The 20693-nt window shown below is 70.1% G+C and carries 17 protein-coding genes; 11 read left to right on the forward strand and 6 right to left on the reverse strand.

Annotated elements, in window-relative coordinates; all coding sequences use genetic code 11:
- Positions 1–9 precede the first annotated feature (9 nt).
- Together purE and ACUYM2_RS05245 are read right to left on the reverse strand one after the other, a co-directional pair.
- Positions 10–534, reverse strand: coding sequence for a 5-(carboxyamino)imidazole ribonucleotide mutase (gene purE, locus ACUYM2_RS05240; protein ID WP_481601409.1), 525 nt, complete (start codon positions 532–534; stop codon positions 10–12).
- 74 nt (positions 535–608) lie between these two features.
- Positions 609–1757 carry a 5-(carboxyamino)imidazole ribonucleotide synthase gene (locus ACUYM2_RS05245; RefSeq protein WP_481601410.1) on the reverse strand — a complete coding sequence of 383 codons (1149 nt, stop codon included), beginning with the start codon at positions 1755–1757 and terminating at the stop codon, positions 609–611.
- Positions 1758–2009: 252 nt separating this feature from the next.
- Here ACUYM2_RS05245 and ACUYM2_RS05250 point away from each other — a divergent pair, with 252 nt between their 5' ends.
- The gene (locus tag ACUYM2_RS05250) at positions 2010–2582 is read left to right on the forward strand and encodes a GtrA family protein (protein WP_481599113.1); all 573 of its coding nucleotides are present in this window, start codon (positions 2010–2012) and stop codon (positions 2580–2582) included.
- Between the two features lie 29 nt (positions 2583–2611).
- Here the strand turns inward: ACUYM2_RS05250 and ACUYM2_RS05255 are convergent, their stop codons facing one another.
- Positions 2612–3343, reverse strand: coding sequence for a TIGR03089 family protein (locus ACUYM2_RS05255; RefSeq protein WP_481599114.1), 732 nt, complete (start codon positions 3341–3343; stop codon positions 2612–2614).
- A 373-nt stretch (positions 3344–3716) separates the two neighbouring features.
- Between ACUYM2_RS05255 and ACUYM2_RS05260 the strand changes: the two genes are divergently transcribed.
- The 3 genes from ACUYM2_RS05260 to ACUYM2_RS05270 are packed head-to-tail and all read left to right on the forward strand — an operon-like array spanning position 3717 to position 9428.
- Entirely contained in the window at positions 3717–4262 is a 546-nt protein-coding gene (locus ACUYM2_RS05260) for a WhiB family transcriptional regulator (RefSeq protein WP_481599115.1), read from the forward strand.
- Positions 4263–4291: 29 nt separating this feature from the next.
- Complete coding sequence (locus ACUYM2_RS05265) at positions 4292–7702, forward strand: glycosyltransferase family 2 protein (RefSeq protein WP_481599116.1); 3411 nt, start codon at positions 4292–4294, stop codon at positions 7700–7702.
- The gene (locus ACUYM2_RS05270) at positions 7695–9428 is read left to right on the forward strand and encodes a DUF5719 family protein (RefSeq protein ID WP_481599117.1); all 1734 of its coding nucleotides are present in this window, start codon (positions 7695–7697) and stop codon (positions 9426–9428) included. Before ACUYM2_RS05265 ends, ACUYM2_RS05270 begins: the two co-directional genes overlap by 8 nt.
- 27 nt (positions 9429–9455) lie before the next feature.
- On the opposite strand, the gene ACUYM2_RS05275 is transcribed toward ACUYM2_RS05270, so the two are convergent.
- Positions 9456–9959: a metallopeptidase family protein gene (locus ACUYM2_RS05275; protein ID WP_481599118.1), complete on the reverse strand. Its 504-nt coding sequence runs from the start codon at positions 9957–9959 to the stop codon at positions 9456–9458.
- A gap of 198 nt (positions 9960–10157) precedes the next feature.
- Between ACUYM2_RS05275 and ACUYM2_RS05280 the strand changes: the two genes are divergently transcribed.
- From ACUYM2_RS05280 to ACUYM2_RS05300, 5 genes are all read left to right on the forward strand, one after another.
- On the forward strand, positions 10158–10547 hold the full coding sequence (locus tag ACUYM2_RS05280) for a DUF3499 domain-containing protein (RefSeq protein WP_481599119.1): 390 nt from the start codon (positions 10158–10160) through the stop codon (positions 10545–10547).
- A gap of 82 nt (positions 10548–10629) precedes the next feature.
- A complete protein-coding gene (locus ACUYM2_RS05285; RefSeq protein ID WP_481599120.1) occupies positions 10630–10878 on the forward strand; it encodes a hypothetical protein in 249 nt (82 codons plus the stop codon).
- Between the two features lie 133 nt (positions 10879–11011).
- Complete coding sequence (gene ahcY / locus ACUYM2_RS05290) at positions 11012–12499, forward strand: adenosylhomocysteinase (protein ID WP_481599121.1); 1488 nt, start codon at positions 11012–11014, stop codon at positions 12497–12499.
- Between the two features lie 142 nt (positions 12500–12641).
- On the forward strand, positions 12642–13865 hold the full coding sequence (locus ACUYM2_RS05295; RefSeq protein ID WP_481601411.1) for a L,D-transpeptidase: 1224 nt from the start codon (positions 12642–12644) through the stop codon (positions 13863–13865).
- Positions 13866–13926: 61 nt separating this feature from the next.
- Positions 13927–15165: a L,D-transpeptidase gene (locus ACUYM2_RS05300; protein WP_481599122.1), complete on the forward strand. Its 1239-nt coding sequence runs from the start codon at positions 13927–13929 to the stop codon at positions 15163–15165.
- Between the two features lie 27 nt (positions 15166–15192).
- On the opposite strand, the gene ACUYM2_RS05305 is transcribed toward ACUYM2_RS05300, so the two are convergent.
- Positions 15193–15999 (reverse strand): RDD family protein, encoded by an 807-nt coding sequence (locus ACUYM2_RS05305; protein WP_481599123.1) that lies wholly within the window; start codon positions 15997–15999, stop codon positions 15193–15195.
- Positions 16000–16243: 244 nt separating this feature from the next.
- On the opposite strand from ACUYM2_RS05305, the gene ACUYM2_RS05310 reads away from it, so the two are divergent.
- Together ACUYM2_RS05310 and ACUYM2_RS05315 are read left to right on the forward strand one after the other, a co-directional pair.
- Positions 16244–17236 (forward strand): stage II sporulation protein M, encoded by a 993-nt coding sequence (locus ACUYM2_RS05310; RefSeq protein WP_481599124.1) that lies wholly within the window; start codon positions 16244–16246, stop codon positions 17234–17236.
- 124 nt (positions 17237–17360) lie between these two features.
- A complete protein-coding gene (locus ACUYM2_RS05315) occupies positions 17361–18737 on the forward strand; it encodes a TIGR01906 family membrane protein (RefSeq protein WP_481599125.1) in 1377 nt (458 codons plus the stop codon).
- A gap of 74 nt (positions 18738–18811) precedes the next feature.
- On the opposite strand, the gene ACUYM2_RS05320 is transcribed toward ACUYM2_RS05315, so the two are convergent.
- Positions 18812–20641, reverse strand: a complete 1830-nt coding sequence (locus ACUYM2_RS05320) for an AMP-dependent synthetase/ligase (protein WP_481599126.1) — start codon at positions 20639–20641, stop codon at positions 18812–18814.
- Positions 20642–20693: the final 52 nt, after the last annotated feature.

The raw sequence follows: 20693 nt of genomic DNA on the forward strand, positions 1-20693 counted from the left end.
GCGCAATCCCTACCGGCCGCCCCGCGGAACGTTGTTTTCGTCGGAGAAGACTTCGGCAACCTTGCTGCGCAGGTTCGCGCCCTTGCGGGTGGCGGCGTCGTTGAGCTCATGGGCGAACCGCAGCAGATCGGCCCGCAGCTTCTCCGCGAGGGCATCCGTGCCCGAGGCCAGCATCCGGACCGCGAGCAGGCCGGCGTTGCGGGCTCCTGCGATCGAGACCGTGGCAACCGGGACACCGGCGGGCATCTGCACGATGGACAGCAGCGAATCCATCCCGTCGAGGGTCTTCAGGGGCACGGGGACGCCGATCACCGGAAGCGGGGTCACGGAGGCGAGCATACCTGGAAGATGCGCCGCGCCGCCGGCGCCGGCAATGATCACGCGCAGGCCGCGCTCGTGGGCGGTCTGCCCGTAGCGGATCATCTCGGTGGGCATGCGGTGGGCCGAGACAACGTCGGCCTCGAACGGGATGCCGAATTCGGCCAGCGCCTCGGCGGCGGCCTCCATGACGGGCCAGTCGGAGTCCGACCCCATCAAGAGCCCCACCAGCGGGGCGGCCCCGCGGCCGGCGGCCCGGGAGGCGGCGTCTTGGGCTTCGATGCTGGTGTTCACGCGTTCTCCTCGGAGGTCCCCGCGGCGGAAACGGCGTGCGCCCGTCCGTCCCGGATGATGTTGGCGACGGTGCCCGCCCGTTGCCGGATGGAATCGACGTCGGCGGCCGACGTGCCGACCAGGTTGACGTGGCCGATCTTCCGGCCCGGCCGCACTGCCTTGCCGTAGCAGTGGACCTTCGCGGCCGGTTCGCTGGCGAGGGCCGCGGGGTAGGCGGAGAACAGGTTCTGGTTCGCGCCGCCGAGGAAGTTCTTCATGACCACCACGGGCCCGAGCAGGTCGGTGGCCCCGAGCGGTAGGTTCAAGATGGCGCGCAGGTGCTGTTCAAACTGGCTCGTGACCGCCCCGTCCTGTGTCCAGTGGCCCGTGTTGTGCGGGCGCATCGCGAGTTCGTTAATCAGGAAGCCGGCGCCGACGCCGGGGGTCTCGAACATCTCTACGGCCATGACGCCCGTGACACCCAGCTCGTGGGCGATCCGGATGGCGGCGTCCTCGGCCGCCGCGGCAACCTCGATCGGGATGTCCAGTGCGGGGGCGATGACTTCGTCGCAGACGCCGTCGACCTGGATGGTGTGCACCACCGGCCACGCGCGGCATTCACCGTCGGGGGTGCGGGCGACCATCGCCGAGAGTTCCCGGCTGAATTCCACCTTGGCTTCGGCCAGCAGCGGGGACATGGCCTCGAACCAGTCCGCCGACTCCGCGGCGTCCTGGGCGGAGGCGACGATCCGCACGCCCTTGCCGTCGTAGCCGCCCCGCGGGGTCTTGAGCACCACCGGCCAGCCGGTGTCATCGCCAAACGCCACGAGTTCCCCGACGTCGGCGACGGCGGCCCAGTGGGGATTGGGCAGCTCCAGCCGGTCGATCGCGGCGCGCATCACCAGCTTGTCCTGGGCATTGACCAGGGCGTCGGGGCCCGGGTGGACGTTGACGCCGGCCTCGATCAGGGCGCGCAGGTGCCCGGTGGGGACGTGTTCGTGGTCGAAAGTCAGCACGTCCAGCCCCCGGGAGAACTCGAGCAGGTGGTCAAGGTCCGTGTAGTCGCCGACGGGGGCCTTGGCCACAGCGGCGACGGCGGAAACGTCCTCAGCCTCGGCGAGGACACGGAGTTCAAAGCCGAGCGCGGTCGCGGCGGGGGCCATCATGCGGGCAAGCTGGCCGCCGCCAACGACGCCGATTACTGGAAAAGTCACATCTCCCAGCCTACCGAAAACCTGCGCGGAACCGGCCCTTGCCCGCCCAGCCCGCCGAAACAGCGCCGTTTTCGGGCGCGGATTACGCGTCCTGGCCGCCCGGACCAGCGCCGGCCGGGGGCGCGTACCCGGAAAACGGCGCTAAAATGGGCCGTTGGCCGTTTGGCCGCCAGCTTCCCCCAGATTCAAAGGCCACGGAGGGTCATGATTAACACACTTGCAGATCGAGCGCGCGGGCTTGCCTCGCTCTTCTGGCGCGAAGTGGCCAAGTTCGGCGCCGTCGGCGGTGTGGCCTTCATCATCGACAACGGCCTGACGTACTACCTGATGCACGGCCCAATGTCCGACAGCGAGGCGAAGGCCCGCTTCGTCGGGGCGACCGTCGCCACGATTTTCTCCTGGATCGCGAACCGCTTCTGGACGTTCCGCCACCGCCGTCAGGAAAACGTGTTGCGCGAGTTCGCGATGTTCGTCCTGATCAACGGCATCGGCATCGGCATTTCCACCGGGCTCACGGCCCTCGCCAAGTACGGCATGGGCATCACGGACAAGAACATGCTCTTCTCCGCCGGCATTGTCGGCATCCTCGTTGCCACGGTGGTGCGGTTCTTCGCTTACCGCTTCCTGGTCTTCAACAAGGAACTGGACGACGAGCCGGAGTTCTTGCACGACCACGAGATCATCGAACGCCACCCGCACGGCCAAGAAGCCGTCGGGGTTCCCGGCCAGGCCGGCCAGGAACCGGACGTTCCCGGGTCCACACCCGGGCGCCGCTGAGCCGCTCCCGCTGAGCCTGCCGGACCGGGTCAGTTCCGGCTGACGCGCTCGTCACTGAGCAGCCGCTCGGTCACCGCGACATCCGGATGCACCAGCACGACGGAACCGTCCCGCTGCCACGTTCCCAGGGACTGCGCCAGGACGGATTCGAGTCCCTCGGCGGCCCGGACCAGCACCCGTTCGCCGCCATCGGCAGACGCCCCGCCCGGCGTAGCCGCCGCCGGGGCGGCAAACCCCGCCAGCAGATCGGCGTGCGCGTGCACGGCGCCCCCGGCGCTCCGGAGAGCCGGGCGGACCGCCTCCGGCTCCACCTGCGGCATGAAGAAATCGCCGTGGGAGCGCACTTCGGCGGCGTAGTCCACGACGCCGGAGGGCAGCTCGCCCAGCCACCGCATCGCCAGAGCCGGCAGCGCGACCGCCATGACGGCGTCGAACGCTCCTTGGGCGGCCGCCGGCCCGGGCTCGGCCGTGGCGAGCAGCTCGGCTTCCGCAGCGTCCAGCACCACCTCCATGCCGAGCTGCCACGCGGCCAGCGCCAGCACCAGCGACTTCCAGTGCGCCGGTAGGTCCAGCCGCAGCCGCGTTCCGGGTTCCGCGTCCAGCTCGTCCTGCAACAGGTTGCTGGTCTTCGCCACCCAGTTGTCCAGCACCCGGCCGGATAGTTCCACCCGCTCACCGGCGGGTCCGTACCAGGTCAGGCGTGGCGAGGTGGACTGGCCGGAACGCAGGGCTGACATCAGGTCCATTACCGGGATACTCATGCCCTCATCTTGCCACGGCCGCACCCACGTGATCTCTGTCACGCCGGCGCCCTTCGGCGGGCCCCGTCCGGCCGCGGTCCGAGGTGAGGCGCCGGAGCAAAACCACCGTAAACGCAGGAAAATCCCAGGAAAAGCGCAGGAAAGTACTCAGCAACCTGCCAACTCCGTGCCAGCCTGCGGCGGCGGCCGGAAAACTCCCGGGCGTGGCGTGCACGGCCAATCCGACGGAAATTGATTATTATCTCCGCCGCGGCTTGACTCCCGGATACTTACACGCGTGTAATTAGGTATCGAAAGCCAATGCGCATCAGGCGGCACACAACCGAGTGTCCGGGGGTCAGGCAAAGGCTGCAAAATCAGAGAGGGAACGCCAATGGGGCTTGCAGAGCGTATCCATGACGATGAAGTCGTCGCCGGCCAAGCGACGGCAAAATACCGTTCACGCGGGGTGCCGAGTGATTGGTACGTAGATCCCGCCGATCCGGACGCCGCGCAGCGGTACAACGAACACACCCAGGATTCGCTGCAGGACCAGGCCACGGCCTTCCTGGCAGCCCACGAAGCACTTCTGGCGGGGAACCCGGAGCAGGACAACGATCCGCTCGACCCGCCCATGGAACTGCAGACCCTGCACTCCGGAACCACCGCCCAGCCGGTGTGGATCGGGTTGCCCTCCCGGCAGGACTTCGATGACGAAGGCGAACTGGGATGGCAGACCGACGCGCTGTGCGCGCAGACCGACCCGGAGGCCTTCTTTCCTGAAAAGGGCGGCTCCACCCGCGACGCCAAGAAGGTGTGCGGTGCGTGCAACGTCCGTTCACAGTGCCTGGAGTACGCCTTGTCCAACGATGAGCGCTTCGGTATCTGGGGCGGCCTCTCCGAGCGGGAACGCCGCCGGCTTAGGAAGCGGGCAGTCTAATTCTTCAAGAAGTACGAGTCACCGCCGTTGTGGTAGCCCACAACGGCGGTGACTATCTCCCCAGGACCCTGGCGGCATTGGCGGCGCAGACGCGACCGGCGGATGCGGCCCTCGGGATCGACGCCGGCTCCCGCGACCACTCGGCGGCCCTGCTTGGCCAGGCCCTTGGCCAGGCCAACGTAACCGTCGTCGAGCCGGGCAGGAGCGGCATGGGCGGCGCCGTCCAGGCCGGACTCAAGGCACTCGCGCCCTGGCGCGGGGAGGCCGCACCCGCGGCCGCCGAATGGATCTGGCTGCTGCATGACGACGCCGCACCGGCCCCCGAAGCCCTCGCCGAACTGCTGCACGCAGTGGAGCGAGCCCCCTCCGTCACCGTGGCCGGCTGCAAGCAGCTGGACTGGCACGCCGGGCGCCGGCTGATCGATGTGGGCCTCTCCACCAGCCGCTGGGCGGAGCGCCTGACGCTGATCGAGGCCGACGAACTCGACCAGGGCCAGTACGACGGCCGCAGCGACACCTTCGCCGTTAACTCGGCGGGCATGCTGGTCCGCCGCGACGTCTGGGAAGACCTCCGCGGCTTCGACCCGGCCCTTCCGGGCAGCGGCGACGACGTCGACTTCTGCTGGCGCAACCGGCTCGCCGGCCACCGGGTGGTGGTGGTCCCGAGCGCCCGCATGTTCCACGTGTCGCACCGGCCGCACGCCCAGGGCAACGCGGCGGCGGCCCGCAAGGCGCAGGTCCACCTGCGGCTCAAGCATGCCTCGGCCTGGAAAGTCCCCGTGCACGCCGTCGGTGCCCTGCTGGGCAGTCTGTTCAAACTGGTCCTCAGCATCGCCGTCAAGGATCCCGGCCACGGGTTCTCCCAGCTGCTGGCAACCCTCGGCGCCCTCGGACGTCCCGCCGCCGTGTTCCGCGGCCGCCGCAACGCCGCCCGCACCCGACGGATCCGCCGCTCCGTCATCAAGGGGCTGCAAACTCCCCGGCGAGAGGTCTGGGCGCACCGCCGCTCGCTGATGGAGGCGCTCGGCTCGGACGATACCAGCGACGCCGCCAGCCACGACCTGCTTGCCGACCAGCCCAGCGGCGATTCCGCCGACGACTTCGCGGCACTGGGCACCACCGAGCGCGGCTGGGTGGGTAACGGCGCCCTCCTGGCGTTGCTGGTTACCGCCGCGGCATCGCTGGTCGGCCTGCTGGGGCTGTTCCGCGCCGACGCGGTCACCGGCGGGGCGCTCATCCCGGTCTCGGGCCGGTTGGGCGACATCTGGAACCATGCCTCGAGCTGGTGGGTTGAACTCGGGGCCGGACTTCCTGGCCACGGTGACCCGTTCGGTTACGTGCTCTGGGTGCTCGGCGTGCTCGGCGCGGGCAACGCCAACGGGGCCGTGGCCTGGCTGCTGATCCTGGCCATGCCGCTGTCCGCGCTGGGGGCCTGGTTTGCCGCTGGAGCCCTGACCCGCCGGCGCAGGCTTCGTCTCGCGGCCGCATTCATCTGGGCCGGCGCGCCCGCCCTCCAGGTCGCCCTGAACCAGGGCCGCCTCGGTGCGCTCCTAGCGCACGTCATGATGCCGCTGCTTGTCCTGGCCCTGCTCCGGGCCACCGGGTCCGTCCCGGGCCGCGGGCGCTTCGCGGTCCCGGTGCCGGGGGACCGGCGCTTCACCGAAAAGCCTCCCACCAAGCCCGGGGTCAACGGCACACCGTCCTGGACCGCGGCAGCCGCGGCGGGGCTCGCGCTGGCCGTCATCACCGCGGCCGCCCCGTCGCTGCTGCTGCCGGCCGCCGTCGTCGTGACGCTGTGCGGGGTGCTGCTGCGGCGCCGGGGACGCACTATCTGGTGGGCGCTGCTTCCCAGCCTCGCCCTGTTCCTTCCCTTTGCCCTCCCGGTCCTGGACCGGCCCCGGGCCCTGCTCGCCGATCCGGGCCTGCCGCTCGGCTTTGACGCGGCGCCGCTCTGGCAGCAGGGGCTGGGCCAGCCGCTGCGCTTCGAGGGCGCTGCCGGCCTCTCCGGTCTGTCCGCCTTCGGTCCCGGTGCCGTGCCGTGGGCGCTGCTGCTCGCCCTGCTGATCGGCCTGCCTGTCCTCCTGCTGGCGGTTGCCGCCCTCTTCCTCCCGGGCCGGCGTGCCGCGGGGCGCCGGCCCTGGCTGGCCCGCTGCCTCTGGGCCGCGGCGGTGCTGATGCTGGCCGGCGGCTGGCTGGCCGGGCACATTGCCACCGGCGCCAGTGCCGAGGTCTTGGTCACGCCGTTCACCGGCCCGGCAGTCTCTGCTGCGGCCTTCGCGCTGCTGGGCGCGGCGCTGATCGGTGCCGAGGCCCTGGTCGACGCCGCCGATGCTTCCGCCACGGGCGGTCTTGGCCGCAAAATCCTGGTCCGCGGCACCGCCGTCACCGCAATGGTGCTCCTGCTCGCCGGTCCGCTGGCCGGCCTGGCTGCGTGGGCATCCCACAATGTGTTGCAGCCGGACCCGCCCGCGGCCGCTGCCATCGATCCGGACGGTGCCCCGGCTGCAGCCGGAAGCATCGGTTCCGCCGAAGCAGGCACCGGCGCCGAGCCGGACGGCGGCGCCGCGCTCGGCGTCCGCCGCCTGGTCCAGGCCGGCACGCCCCGCCTGCTCCCGACGACGGCGATCGACCGGGGGGAGGGGCCGGAACAGACCCGGACGCTGGTTATCTCCGCCAAGGAGGACCGAGGCTTTGACGCCGCGCTGATGCGCGGTGACGGCACCCGGCTGGACGCCCTCTCCGCCGTCGCCGCCGCCCGCCCGGTGACCGGCGCCCCGGGGAAGGAAACAGTCCGCGACGACGACGCGGTTGCCGCCTCCCTGCGCAGCGTGGTCGCCACGATCGCCGCCGGTCAAGGGGTGGACCCGCGCCGGCAGCTGGAGCAGCTCGGCGTCGGCTTTGTCGTGCTCGAAGCCAGCGACAGCTCGGCCGAACTGACGGCCAGCCGGATGGACGCCGTCCCCGGCCTCGTCGCGGTCGGCCGCACCGACGTCGGCTGGTTGTGGCGGATCAGCCCGCTGAACCAGAAAGAAGCCAAGGCCGCCGACGTCGCGCACCGCCTCCGGATCGTGGACCGCGCCGGAACGACCGTCGGGCTGCTGCCGGCCGGGCCGGTCTCCGCCGACGCCACCGTGCCGGCCGGACCGGAAGGCCGGCTGGTGGTCCTCGCCGACCGGGCGGATCCGGGCTGGAGCGCCTGGCTCGACGGCCGCCGGCTGACCGCCACCACCGCGGACTGGGCGCAGGCCTTCACCCTCCCGGCCGAGGGAGGCCGGCTCAGCATCCGCTACGAAAACCCGTGGGCACTCTGGACCGGCATCGCCCAGGCCGTCGTCATCGGCCTGACGGTCCTCCTGGCCATCCCCATGCCTGCCCGCCGGCCGAACACCGGGCTCTCCAGGGACGAAGGCTCCCTGCGTAAGGAACACCAGCATGCATGACGACAACGAGGGCGCAACGCCCCCGGAACGGTCCGCACCCGCCGGGCTGCCGCAGGCCCCGGCAACCGAGGACAAGCGGGACAGGGGCGGACGGGGCGGAACAACGCGCCGCGCTGCGGGCGGGGTTCCGCTCCCGGCCCGGCTGAAGAGCATTTCCGGGACCGTGGGCGGGATTCTTTCCGCCCTGGTGCTGGTCGCGGCAGGCGGCGGCCTGGTGGCGGCGTCCGCCCTCTCCCCGCACAGCCCCGGCAGCAGGCAGCTTGAAGCGCCGCTGGCCGCGGTGCCGGCCGGCAGCAGCGTGGGCATTTGCCCCGGACCGGCACGGCTGCTCCAAGGCACCCCCGTCGGCACGGATCCGCAGTTCAGCCCGGAATCGGCCACAGCCCGGAGCACGGTCAGCGCGGTCGTGCTGAGTTCCAACACCGGGGTGCTTCCCGGAAGCCGGCTTGCCGCGCTCACCGGCGCCCCGCTGGTGCAACTGGCCAAGGCCGCCCCGGCGACCGCAGCCGCGACGCCGTCAGCCCCGGCGGCCGCGACCGCACTGCGCGCCGGAGTCATACCGGAGCGCGGCGTCGACGCCGTCAGCGTGCTCAGCGCGGACGCGCAGGGAAACCAACAACCTTCAGCCGGCGCAGTGATGAGCTACACCGCCGCCGACGGGGACTTGCGCGGCGCGGCTGCCGCCGCCTGCCGGCGGCCGGCCAACGATCTGTGGCTGGTCGGGGCGAACACCGCCCTCGGCCGGACCGCGGTCTTGAAAATCAGTAACTCATCCGGCACACCCGCCACCGTGAGCCTGGAGCTGTTCGGCGCCAAGGGCGCCATCCAGGCTCCCGGAAGCCGCGGACTGCTGGTGGCGCCGGGCAGCACCCGGTCCATCATCCTCGCCGGGCTGGCGCCGGGGCAGGAACGGCTCAGCGTGCGGGTGCGCAGCACCGGCGGCCCGGTCTCAGCCGTCATCCAGCAGAGCGTGCTCCGCGGTCTGACCCCGGGCGGGGTGGACTTTATTTCGCCGGGAACGGTTCCCGCCACCGGTCAGGTCATTTCCGGCATCGACCTTCAGGGCCCGGCCGCGCTGGCCTCTCTGGGCGCGAAACCTGGCTTCGCTGATGCCAAACCAGCCCTGCAGATCGCTGTCCCGGGGGCCGCGGACGCCGTGGTTGAAGTGAAGCTGTTCGGACGGGACGGCCAAAAAGCCCTGCCGGGCGGCGTGGTCACCGCCAAGGCGGGCGCGGTCACGGAAGTCTCCCTCGCGGCGGTGCCGGCTGGCCACTACACCCTGGCTGCCAGTTCGGACGTTTCCTTCGTCGCCGCGGCCCGGGTCACTCGCGGGTTCAAGGCCGAGGATGCCGCGGACTTCGCCTGGGCGCCTGCCTCGGCGCGGCTCGGAAGCCAGCACGTGGTCCCGGTGCCGCGGACGGGCGAGCGGTTCCTGATGTTCGGCGCACCGGAAGGCCGTGCCAAGATTTCCTACACGCCGATCACCGCCGACGGCAAGATCCGCGCCGCGGCCACCGCGGACATCGCCGGCGGAACCACGGCCTCGGTCAAGATCCCCGGTGATGTGGGCGGTTCGCCGCTGGTGGGGTACCTTGTATCCGCGTCGGGGGACGCGGCCTATGGGGCCGTGCTGCTGGAGCAGGACGGCAGGGCTGACATTTCGAGCATCCCGGTCACCCCCGGGGCGGCCGGCCAGGAACAGGTCCCGGTCACCCTCGGGTACTAGCCGGGGCGGCCGGCGGTTTGCGGCGGCCTAGTAGCGGCGGCGGTACACCGGGTCCAGTGACTCCGGCGGTACCCCGAGCATCTCGGCCGTGCGCTCCACGACCACGTCGTGCACGAGGTCCTGGAGTTCCTCGCGGCTGCCGCAGGCCTGTTCCACCACACGCCGGTAGAGCGTGATGACGGGACCATCGTCCGCCGTCGCCGGAGCGTAGGATCCCATCGGCGCCGGGGTGCCGTCGGCCACAAGCTGCTCCAGCCCCGGCGGGATCTCCTCCACCGCGAAACGGACGCCGTCCAGCGGTTTGCCCCAGATATCGTGCAGGCGTTGCGCCGAATCGAGGACAAAATCGTCGAAGCCGTCCGAACGCGTCCGGTATCCGGGCAGCGTAGGGAGCATCAGCTCGCCGCGCAGCCCCCGGCCGTGCCGGTTCCTGCGGCGCTGACGAAAGCTCTTCCCCTTGGCGGCGGCGCCGCCGGCGCCGGGGTCAGCCAACCGGACCGTAAAGCCGGGATCATGGTGCGATGACTGCATATCTTGACTCTAAACCCGGCGCCTGAATTCTGCGATATGGCGGCCGCCGCGACCCGCCGTCCGGCATCGCCGGAGATCCGGCTGCGCGCCCCAGCGCCGTCCGTTGCGGCCGGTGCGCAGGCAGCGGCGCGCGCTCCCGGGCCGGCGGGGCGTTTCAATGCGCGGAGGCACGGGCCGGGGGGAGTAGTCTGTGATGTCGTGGGTGCAATTCGTCAGTGTTCAAGGTCAGCCTGCCGCAATTCGGCGGTAGCGACTTTGACGTATGTGTATGCCGACTCCACGGCGGTCCTTGGTCCGCTGGCCACCTACGCCGAACCGCATTGTTACGATCTCTGCGAACAGCACGCAGGTACCCTGACGGTGCCGCGGGGCTGGGAAGTCCTGCGGCTCGCCATGCCGGCCACCCCTGCCGGCCCCGGACCCGATGACCTGCTCGCCCTCGCCAATGCGGTCCGCGAAGCCGCGGCCCGTCCCGCTGCGGCGGATCCCGCACAGGGCCGGCGCGCCGCACATCCGGCCCTCGAAGCGCCGGCCGCCGCCGAAGGAACCCGGCGGGGGCACCTGCGCGTCCTGCGCGAACCCTCCTGAGCCGCGAACTGGCGGTAGGCTGGGAACTGAAATTTCCGTACGCCACCGGCGCCAGCGGCGTCGCCCCCAGGGAGCCTTCACCATGCCACTGATCAGTCCCGAACTCCTGTCTGTCCTGCGCTGCCCCGTGACGGGCTCGGCCCTGGTGCAGGAGGGCGACGAACTTGTCGCCGCAACACCCGGCGCCGACGGGCAGAAGTTGCGTTACGCGATTGAGGACGGCATCCCGCTGCTGCTGCCGCCGGAACTGCTGGCCGCGGCCACCGCTGCCCCCTCCGACCAACATGACGGCGGCCGGCCCGACGGCGCGCCCCGCCACGCGGCGGAATAGCCCCGATACAGCAGCCCCGGCAGCAGCCGCCGGAAGCCGGCGGGAAAGTCCGCAGGCCGGCCCATCATCGGGCGCTCCGGCGTCGAACCACTTCCAGTCCCTTCAGTACATCCCGGCTACCCAAAGGATCCCCATGACTTTCGATTACAAAATTGCGGACATCTCGCTGGCGGAGGCCGGCCGGCACCAGATCCGCCTGGCCGAGCACGAGATGCCCGGTCTGATGTCCCTGCGCGAGGAATTCGGTGCCAGCCAGCCGCTGAAGGGCGCCCGGATCGCGGGTTCCCTGCACATGACAGTCCAGACGGCCGTATTGATCGAGACCCTCACCGCCCTCGGCGCCGAAGTCCGCTGGGCCTCCTGCAACATCTTTTCCACCCAGAACGAGGCGGCGGCCGCCGTCGTCGTCGGCCAGGGCACCATCGAGGACCCGCAGGGTGTTCCGGTGTTCGCCTGGAAGGGCGAGACCCTCGAGGAATACTGGTGGACGGCCGAACAGATCCTGACCTGGCCGGGGGCGGACAGCAACCCGGACCTGGGCCCGAACATGATCCTCGATGACGGCGGCGACGCCACCATGCTGGTGCACAAGGGTGCCGAATTCGAAGCCCTGGGCGCCGTCCCGGCCGCCGGGGACGACGAATCGGACGAAGGCCGCGTCTTCCTTGAGGTGCTGCGCGCCTCGCTGCGGCAGGACCCGCAGAAGTGGACCCGGATCGGCTCGCGCCTGCTCGGCGTGACCGAGGAGACCACCACGGGTGTTCACCGCCTGTACCAGCTCGCCGAGCAGGGCAAGCTGCTGTTCCCGGCGATCAACGTCAACGACTCCGTCACCAAGAGCAAATTCGACAACAAGTACGGCATCCGCCACTCGCTGCCGGACGGCATCAACCGCGCCACGGACGTGCTGATGGGCGGCAAGGTCGCCGTCGTCTGCGGCTATGGCGACGTCGGCAAGGGCGCGGCGGAGGCGTTCCGCGGCCAGGGTTCACGGGTGATCGTGACCGAAATCGATCCGATCTGCGCGCTGCAGGCCGCGATGGACGGCTACCAGGTGGCCACGCTGGAGAGCGTCCTGGAGGAAGGCCACATCTTCATCACCACGACCGGAAACAAGGACGTCATCATGGCCGAGCACATGGCCGGGATGCGCGACAAGGCGATTGTGGGCAACATCGGCCACTTCGACAACGAGATCGACATGGCCGGGCTGGCCCGGATCCCCGGCATCAAGAAGGTCGAGATCAAGCCGCAGGTGCACGAATGGGTCTTCGAAGCCGACCCGGCCACGGGCAAGGACAGCCGCTCCATCATCGTCTTGTCCGAAGGGCGCCTGCTGAACCTCGGCAACGCTACCGGGCACCCCTCCTTCGTGATGAGCAACTCCTTCGCCAACCAGACGATCGCCCAGATCGAGCTGTTCACCAAGGCGGGCCAGCCGGAGGGGGAACGGGAGTACGAGAAGCAGGTCTACGTGCTGCCCAAGATCCTCGACGAAAAGGTCGCCAGGCTGCACCTCGACGCCCTCGGCGCGACATTGACTGAGCTGACAAAGGAACAGGCCGCCTACCTGGACCTCGACGTCGCCGGCCCCTACAAGCCGGAGCACTACCGCTACTGAGCGCGGCCCGGCTGCAGAAGCGGCCCCGGACCATGCGTCCGGGGCCTCTTTTGTGACCGGATCGTGGCGCAGCCAAGAGCGGGCCGCACCCGAAATTCACTTATGCTGTCAAGGTAACCTCTGGAAGGACCCGAGTATAGTGATCGCCCCCAAGAGCTGGAGCACCGGCCGGAAGGCCGCCGTGCTGGCCGCGGCGTGCGCGCTGGCGGCCGGCGGCGGAGTGTTCGCCGCGGCAGGACCCCTGGCCCACCCCTCCTTCGCCTCCGAAGCCGGCTCCCCGGAACGGTCGACCCAGGGGCTGGCATTCCCGGTCGTGCCGCCGCTGAAGCTCGCGGCCGCGCCCGCCGACGCCGCCGTCCAGGTCAACCCGGCCGCGCCGGTCACCCTGAAGGTGGGCAACGGCCGGATCGAACGCGCGGCCCTCACCAGTGATTCGGGCGACGCCGTGGACGGAAAGCTCAGCGCCGACGGTTCCAGCTGGGCCGCCGCCGGGCCGCTGCAGTTCAACACCCGGTATACCTACAGCTACTCCGTCGTCGACGGCGCGGGCCGCAGCACGGACGCCACCCGCAGCTTCACAACGGTGAGCACCGCCAACGAGGCGGATGCGGCCATCTATCCGCTGGACGGCATGAAGGTCGGCGTCGCGCAGCCGCTCCAACTCACCTTCAGCGAACCGGTGCTGAACCGCGCCGCCGTTGAAAAAGCCATCAAGGTCAGCTCCACCTCGGGGCAGGCCGGCGACTTCCACTGGTACAGCAACACCATGGTCCGGTACCGGCCGCAGAATTTCTGGGCGGCCAACAGCACGGTCACGATGGACATCAAGCTCTTCGGCGTTGACCTCGGCAAGGGCCAGATCGGTAATTTCAATAAGAAGGTCACGGTGCACATCGGTGACAAGAAGGTCGCCATCGCCGACGCCAAGACGCATACGTTCACGGCCTCGGTCAACGGCCGCCAGGTCGGCAGCTGGCCGGCGACACTGGGCGACACCCGCTTCCCGTCGGCGCGCGGCTACCTCGTCCTGATGGAAAAGTACCGGGTTGAGCACATGGACGCCTCCACCATCGGGCTGAAGCCGGGCGACCCGGCCTACTACGGGCAGCTCGACGTCAATTACGCCACCCGGTTGACGACCAGTGGCGAGTTCATCCACCAGGCGACGGAATCCGCTATGCCCTTCATCGGCAAGGTAAACCTCTCCCATGGCTGCATCGGGCTGGGCCCGGACGGCGCCAAGTGGGTTTTCGACAACATGACGACCGGCGACGTGGTCCAGGTGGTCAACACCGACGGGGACTATGCGGCCAACGACGACGGCTACGGGGACTGGAACATCCCCTGGGCGAAGTACGCCAACTAAAAGCCGCGGAGAATTGTAGTTGGGGGACAGGGTTGTGGGGGGACGCCGGATGGACGAGCCGATGAGCACCGGTAGGAGCGGCGGGAAGAGTACCGGGAAGATGCTGGCCGTGGCCGGGATCTGCCTTGCCATCGGCGCCGGCGGGATCGGCGTCGCCACGGGCCCGGTCTGGGCGGACAGCGACCTGCCCTCGGAGTCGGCGTCGCCGATGCGCAACGTCCCGGGCCTGGCCGCGCCCGTCGCGAAAGCCGTCGAACTCGGGGTGACACCGCTGGACGGTGCCACGGACGTCAACCCGGCTGCGCTGCCCTCGGTCAAGGCCGTCAACGGGCTGGTCAAGGACGTGCTGTTGCAGCCCGAAGCCGGTGGCGACCCCGTTGCCGGGAGCATCAGTGCGGACGGTTCCACCTGGACCGCCGGGGACCCGCTCGCGTTCAACACCCGGTACCGGTACAGCTTCACGATTGTTGACGGTGCCGGCAGGGAGACGAGGCAGGACCGAAGCTTCACGACGGTCGGCACGGCCAACGAGGCGGACGCCGCCGTCTATCCGCTCAACGGAAGCACGATCGGCGCCGGGCAGCCCGTAGAAATCGTCTTCAGCGAGCCGGTGCTCAACAAGGCGGCCATGGAGAAGGCCGTCACGGTCAAGGTCTCCTCCGGCCAGGCCGTCGCCTGGCGCTGGTACTCGGACCGCCGCGTGCGGATCCGGCCGGAAAAGTTCTGGGCGGCCAACAGCCGGATCACCGTGGACCTGAAACTGTTCGGCGTCGACTTCGGCAACGGCATGGTCGGCAACTCGAATGTCCCGGTGTCCTTCACGGTGGGGCCGCAGCGCATCGCCGTCGTGGATGACGTGACGAAAACCATGAAGGTCTACTTTGACGGGCAGCTGGTCAAAACCGCGCCGGTCACCCTCGGCGGCGAGGACTGGCTTTCGCCCTCCGGCTACGCGGTCATTATGGAGCAGGAGCGCCGTTCCAAGTTCAACGCCGGCAGCATCGGCCTTAAACCCGGCGACAAAGGCTACTACCCGCCGCTGACCGTGGAGTATGCCAACCGGCTGACGACGTCGGGCGTCTACGTGCACCAGGCACTGGAATCCGCGTGGGGTGCGGTGGGCAGGTTCAACGTCTCGCACGGCTGCGTCGGGCTGCTCCCGGCGGACGCCCAGTGGTTCTTCAGCAACATGAAAACCGGGGACATTGTGCAGACCCTGAACACCGGCGCAGCGCCGGTGGAGCCGCTGGAAGGCTTCGGCGATTGGAATATCCCCTGGGCCCAGTACGCCCAGCGTTGAGTACGCTCCCGGCCCCCAAGTCAGCCGTCAGTGTTCCCGTTGGTGTGGCAGCCGGCCCAGCCGTGCGCCGAGCCGGGCGCTGCGTTCCCGGGCGAGCCGCAGCCGGTCCAGTTCGCGGCGGCTCCGCTCGCCGAGCACCGCGGCCAGGTACTCCTCCGGTCCGGTTCCGGCCGGCGGCGGGGGAGCGACGTGCGCCGCAAGCTCCGTGGCCAGCGATTGCGCCATTTCCGCCCTCGAAGCGGGTGCCATGCGCCCGGCCTGGCGGAGAAAGAGCGAGGCGCGGCGGGCACCGGCGTCCGGGATCCGGCCGATATCCGCCAGGGACACCCAGGGCTGCAGCTGGAACGGGACGCTGTGCATCACCGGTGCCTCGGCCCGCACCCGGCGCCGGAGCGCGTACGTGCCGGCCACCAGGTCGCCGAGCCGCTTGGACTTTCCGTTGAACAGGGCGACGGCGACCGCCAGTCCGCCCAGCGTCGCGTAAATTTCGAGGAAACCGATCAGGCCCCGGATCAGGGCGTGCCGAAAGCGGATGGCACCGCCGTCGTCGCGCACAATGCGCAGCCCGGCGGCCAGCTTGCCCAGGGACAGGCCGCGGCTGAGAGTCTCCACCGTTACGGGCAGGACCACAAAGCTGAAGACGACGGTGACGGTAACCAGGGCGCCCAGCGCAGCGCCGTCCAGCTCGGCGGCGGCGGCGCCGACCATCGCGAGAAGGCCCCACAATGCGGCACCGTGTACCAGCACGTCCAGCAGCAGGCCCAGCGCCCGGGCGGCGAACGATGCCGCACGCAACTCCAGGACGACGGCCTCGCCTGTGATGATGGAACTCAAACCGGACCCCCCGCTTCCGTGCCAGTGAGGCACAGTCTAGCCAGCATCCCGCACCGGTCCTGAGCGCGAACGGACACTTGGGGCCCTCTTTTGCCGCGCGACCAGGGCCGCAAGTGCCCGTTCGCGCGGTGGCGGGGGCCGCAAGTGCCCGTTCGCGCGGTGGCGGGGGCCGCAAGTGCCCGTTCGCGCGGTGGCGGGGGCCGCAAGTGCCCGTTCGCGCGGGTGGTGGGGCTAGGGTGGTGCCGTGGACATCGAGGCGTTCTCCCTGGTGAACGGGGAGAAGTGGGCGCGGCTGCACGCGCTGGCGCACCAGCGCAGGCTCAGCGGCCCCGACGCGGACGAGCTGCTGCGGCTCTACCAGAGCGCGTCGGCGGACCTCTCGCTGCTGCGCTCCGTGGCGCCCGAGAGCGGCCTCTCGGCGGCGCTGTCGGCCAGCCTCGCGCAGGCCCGGACCAGGTTCACCGGGGCGCGGTCCAACTCTATGGAGGACCTCGCCCGGTTCTTCGTCATCGCCCTGCCCGCGGCCTTGTACCGGATCCGCTGGCTGACGCTCTGCTGCGGGCTCGCGTTCTGCCTGGTCGCCGCCGCGTACGCCGTCTGGATCGGCAACTCCCCGGAGGCCCTGCGCGCCCTGGGCTCCGACGCCGCAGTCCGCAGCTACGTGGAGCAGGACTTCGTCAACTACTACTCCGAGAACCCCGCCGCATCCTTCGCCGGGCTGGTCTGGACCAACAATGCCTGGATCGCCGCGCAGGCCGTGGCCCTGGGCATTACGGGATTCTGGGTCCCGATGATCCTGATCGGCAACGCCCAGGGTGTCGGCGTCGCCGCCGGGGTCTTCGCCGGAGCCGGGAAACTCGACGTGTTCTTCAGCTACATCCTGCCGCACGGACTGATGGAACTGACGGCCGTCTTTGTGGCCGGCGCGGCGGGGCTGCGGATCTTTTGGGCCGTTGTGGCCCCGGGGCCGCGCAGACGCTCGCAGGCACTCGCCGCGGAGGGCCGCTCGCTCATCACGGTGGCCCTTGGACTCGTCCTGGTGCTGCTGGTGTCGGGCGTGGTCGAAGGCTTCGTGACGCCCAGCGATCTACCGGTCTGGGCCAAGATCACCATCGGCGCAGCGGTCCTCGCCGCCTACTGGGGCTACGTCCTGAGGTTCGGCGGCATGGCCCACCGTGCCGGCGCCAGCGGGGACCTAGACGGCCCTGATGCCGGTTACGCCGAAATTTCCGCCTGAATCGGCGGGCCACGGGGTGGCACCTCGCCGGGGTTGAGGCCCTGACGGTAGGCTCGGAGTCAGAGATGTGGCGCTGCCTGGCCCAAGGCACGGCGGCGCGGAAGCCTACGGAAGTGAAGCTGCAGTGACGGAAAAAAGCCCCACCCCTCCGAACCGGCAGGATCCGAACCTGGACCCTGCCGATGACGCCGGCGAGCCCGCTTTCGAGTGGATGAAGCCGGCCGCCGCGGGCAAGCGGGCGGACGCCGCCTCCGGGAGCCCGGACGCTGGGCGGACCAGCCCGACGCCGGACGCTGAGCCGGGCGTTACGGCCCCGGACGCCGCGGCGGGGAGCACAGCGCCCGGACCGGTGGAGCCCGCAGGGACCCCGATCGCGGGCGAACGCCAGGGCCGCCGCGCCGAGCGGAAGGCCGCCGACGCCGGCGCAGCCGGCACCGCGGGCGCGACCACCGCAACCGGTACAGCCGCAACCGAGGGGCCGGCCGGGGCCGCAGGGGACCACTTCAACGAGTCACTGCCCACGTCCGCACTGCAGGTCCGCCCGCCCCAGGAAGAGGTGGAGCGGCGCAATGCCGAGCGGGAACATGCCGCCAACGCCAAGCCCGTCGCCCCCCGGGCGATGCAGGTCCTGCTCGCGATCTGCTACCCGGTCATCCTGCTGGTCCTGGCGGTCCGCGCCGTGACCAGCCCGCTGTTCCTTTGGGTCGAGTACAACCGCCCGGGCTTCCCGGGGGACGGCTACGGCTTCAGCACCGACGACCGGATGACCTACGGTTCCTACGCGGTGGACTACCTGAGCAACTGGTCCGGTCCGCGTTACCTCGGCGAGCTCGTCAACCGCGCCGGGGAACCACTGTTCAAGCAAGGCGAGGTCAGCCACATGGCCGACGTCAAGCTCGTCATTCTGTCCGCTTTCGGCGCTGGTGCCCTGCTCATCCTGCTCAGCCTGGTCGCCATCCTCTACCTGCGCCGCCGCAGCACCGGGGGAGTCCGCCGCGGACTGTTCTCCGGGTCGATCGTCACGCTGGTGATCATTGTCGGCCTCGGTGTGCTCGCGGTGCTGGGCTGGGAACAGTTCTTCACCGAGTTTCACCGGATCTTCTTTGCCAACGGCACCTGGACCTTCTCCCTGGAGGACACGCTGATCCGGCTGTTCCCCGGCCAGTTCTGGGTGGACGCCGGGATCGTGATCGGCGCCCTCGTCCTCCTCGCCGCCCTCCTCACCCTGATCCTTACCTGGCCGACGCGCAAACGCCGCGGACTGCCGCCCCGGCGGAGTGCTGCCACGGCCGCCGAAGACAGCTCGGACGCTTCAGATCCCGCGGACAGCGCGGACAGCGCAGCGGACCCGGCCGAGCCCAAGGGCCGCCGCTTCAAGCGCAACCGTAACGGCGCCCCGGACAGCCCGGCCGGCAGCGGCGCGGACACCGGGACCGGGGCGGCGCAGGATCCGAAGCCGGAGCAGAAGCAGCCGGACCCGAAACAGCAGAACTCAAACTAGGAACGGCACAGCAAAAAGCGGCCGGCACTACGGTGCCGGCCGCTTTTGCGTGTGCCGCCCGGGAAGTGCCGGCCTTAGCCGTAGATCCGATTGATCTGCGCCTCGAAGTCGCGCACGACGGCGGAGCGCTTGAGCTTGAGGGACGGCGTCAGATGCCCGGACTCGATCGTGAAATCGGCGTCGAGCACCACGAAGCTGCGGATCGACTCGGCCTTGGACACCAGGGTATTGGCCGCGTCGACGGCTGCCTGGATGGCCGCTCGCACCTGTTCGTTGGACGCCGCCTCGGCGGCCCCCATCACGGGAACACGCTGCGCGGCGCACCAGTTCTCCAGGCCTTCCGGATCCAGGTTGACCAATGCCGAGACGAACGGCCGCCCGTCACCGACCACCACCGCCTGCGCCACCAGCTGGTGCTCGCGGATCTTCTCCTCCAGCGGTCCGGGCGCCACGTTCTTCCCGCCAGCGGTGACCAGCAGGTCCTTCTTCCGCCCTGTGATGGTGAGGAAACCGTCCGCATCGAGGGAGCCGAGGTCGCCGGTGCGGAAAAACCCGTCCACGAACGCTTCCGCGTTGGCTGCCGCGTTGGCGTGGTAGCCCTTGAACACGCCGATGCCCTTGACCAGGATCTCGCCGTCGTCGGCAATCCTGATGGTGGTGCCCGGCACCGGGATGCCCACGGTGCCTACCTTGGTGCGGGTCGGTGTGTTGGCGGTGCACGGCGCCGTGGTCTCGGTCAGGCCGTAGCCTTCTAGGACGGGCACGCCGGCGCCGCGGAAGAAGTGCGCGTCGTGGGAACTGAGCGGGCTCGCCCCGGAGACGGTGTAGCCGAGGCTGCCGCCGAACGCCTGCCGCAGTTTCGGGTACAGCAGCCGGTCGAAGACGGCGTGCTTGGCACGCAGCACCCAGCCGGGGCCGGCGCCCTCGCCGCGGGCCGCAGCATCAAGGGCTTTGGAGTAGTCGATCGCGACGGCGGCAGCCGCCTGGAAGAGACGGTCCTTGCCGGCCAGCGCGGCTTTGTGCTCGGCTCCGGCGTACACCTTCTCAAAGATCCGGGGCACCACCAGCAGGAAGGTGGGCTGGAAGGTGCCAAGATCCTCCAGCAGGTCCTTGGCGTTGGAGGTGTGGCCCAGCGTGGTGCCGGCGGTCAGGCAGATCACCTGGACGGCGCGGGCCAGCACGTGCGCCAGCGGGAGGAACATCAGAGTGCGGGTGTGTGGCTGGAGCAGGATTTCCGGCAGGAAGCGCACGATGTTCTTCGCGACGAGAGCGAAGTTGCCGTGCGTGATTTCGCACCCCTTGGGCCGTCCGGTGGTGCCCGAGGTGTAGACGAGCGAAGCCACGTCGGCAAGGCCGGCAGCGGAGCGCTGCCGTTCCAGTTCGGCGTCGCCAACCCCGGCGCCGGCCGCCGCGAGGCTGGCGAGGTTCGGGGCGGCGCCGTCGTAGTCCATCCGGACGACGCCGAGCACCCGGCCGGCCAGCAGGCCGGAGCCGTCCAGGACGCCCTGGACCAGCGTGGCCTTCACCTGGTCTTCGACGAAGACGCGGCGGGCGCCGGAGTCGTGCAGGATCCATTCGACCTGGCTGCCGGAGGAGGTTTCGTAGATGGGGACGGTGACGCCGCCGGCGAACCAGATGGCGAAGTCCACCACGGTCCATTCGTACCGGGTGGCGGACATGACGGCGACCGTCTCACCCGGCGTGAGGCCGCCGGCGATCAGGCCCCGGGCCAGGGCCTTGACCTGATCCAGGAACTGCCGGGCCGGAACGTCGGTCCAGCCGGAGGGGCCTTTGCGGGAGTAGAGGGCGTGTACCGGGTCCTTGTCGTGCTGCTCCAGCAGCAGGTCCGTCACGTTGCTCGCGGGGTCCAGCTCGACGAGCAGTCCGGTGCTAGCTTCTCTCACAACCACGTCTCCCGTTCCGGTCCCCGGCCCGGCGGACGCGGGCTCCGATAGT

It is taken from the genome of Arthrobacter sp. SD1074B (assembly GCF_056780195.1).

Bases quoted from the DNA above. Each gene is read 5' to 3' on its own strand.
- purE (WP_481601409.1), bottom strand. From the start codon at position 534: ATGGGGTCGGACTCCGACTGGCCCGTCATGGAGGCCGCCGCCGAGGCG.
- ACUYM2_RS05245 (WP_481601410.1), bottom strand. From the start codon at position 1,757: ATGATGGCCCCCGCCGCGACCGCGCTCGGCTTTGAACTCCGTGTCCTC.
- ACUYM2_RS05250 (WP_481599113.1), top strand. From the start codon at position 2,010: ATGATTAACACACTTGCAGATCGAGCGCGCGGGCTTGCCTCGCTCTTC.
- ACUYM2_RS05255 (WP_481599114.1), bottom strand. From the start codon at position 3,343: ATGAGTATCCCGGTAATGGACCTGATGTCAGCCCTGCGTTCCGGCCAG.
- ACUYM2_RS05260 (WP_481599115.1), top strand. From the start codon at position 3,717: ATGGGGCTTGCAGAGCGTATCCATGACGATGAAGTCGTCGCCGGCCAA.
- ACUYM2_RS05270 (WP_481599117.1), top strand. From the start codon at position 7,695: ATGCATGACGACAACGAGGGCGCAACGCCCCCGGAACGGTCCGCACCC.
- ACUYM2_RS05275 (WP_481599118.1), bottom strand. From the start codon at position 9,959: ATGCAGTCATCGCACCATGATCCCGGCTTTACGGTCCGGTTGGCTGAC.
- ACUYM2_RS05285 (WP_481599120.1), top strand. From the start codon at position 10,630: ATGCCACTGATCAGTCCCGAACTCCTGTCTGTCCTGCGCTGCCCCGTG.
- ahcY (WP_481599121.1), top strand. From the start codon at position 11,012: ATGACTTTCGATTACAAAATTGCGGACATCTCGCTGGCGGAGGCCGGC.
- ACUYM2_RS05300 (WP_481599122.1), top strand. From the start codon at position 13,927: ATGAGCACCGGTAGGAGCGGCGGGAAGAGTACCGGGAAGATGCTGGCC.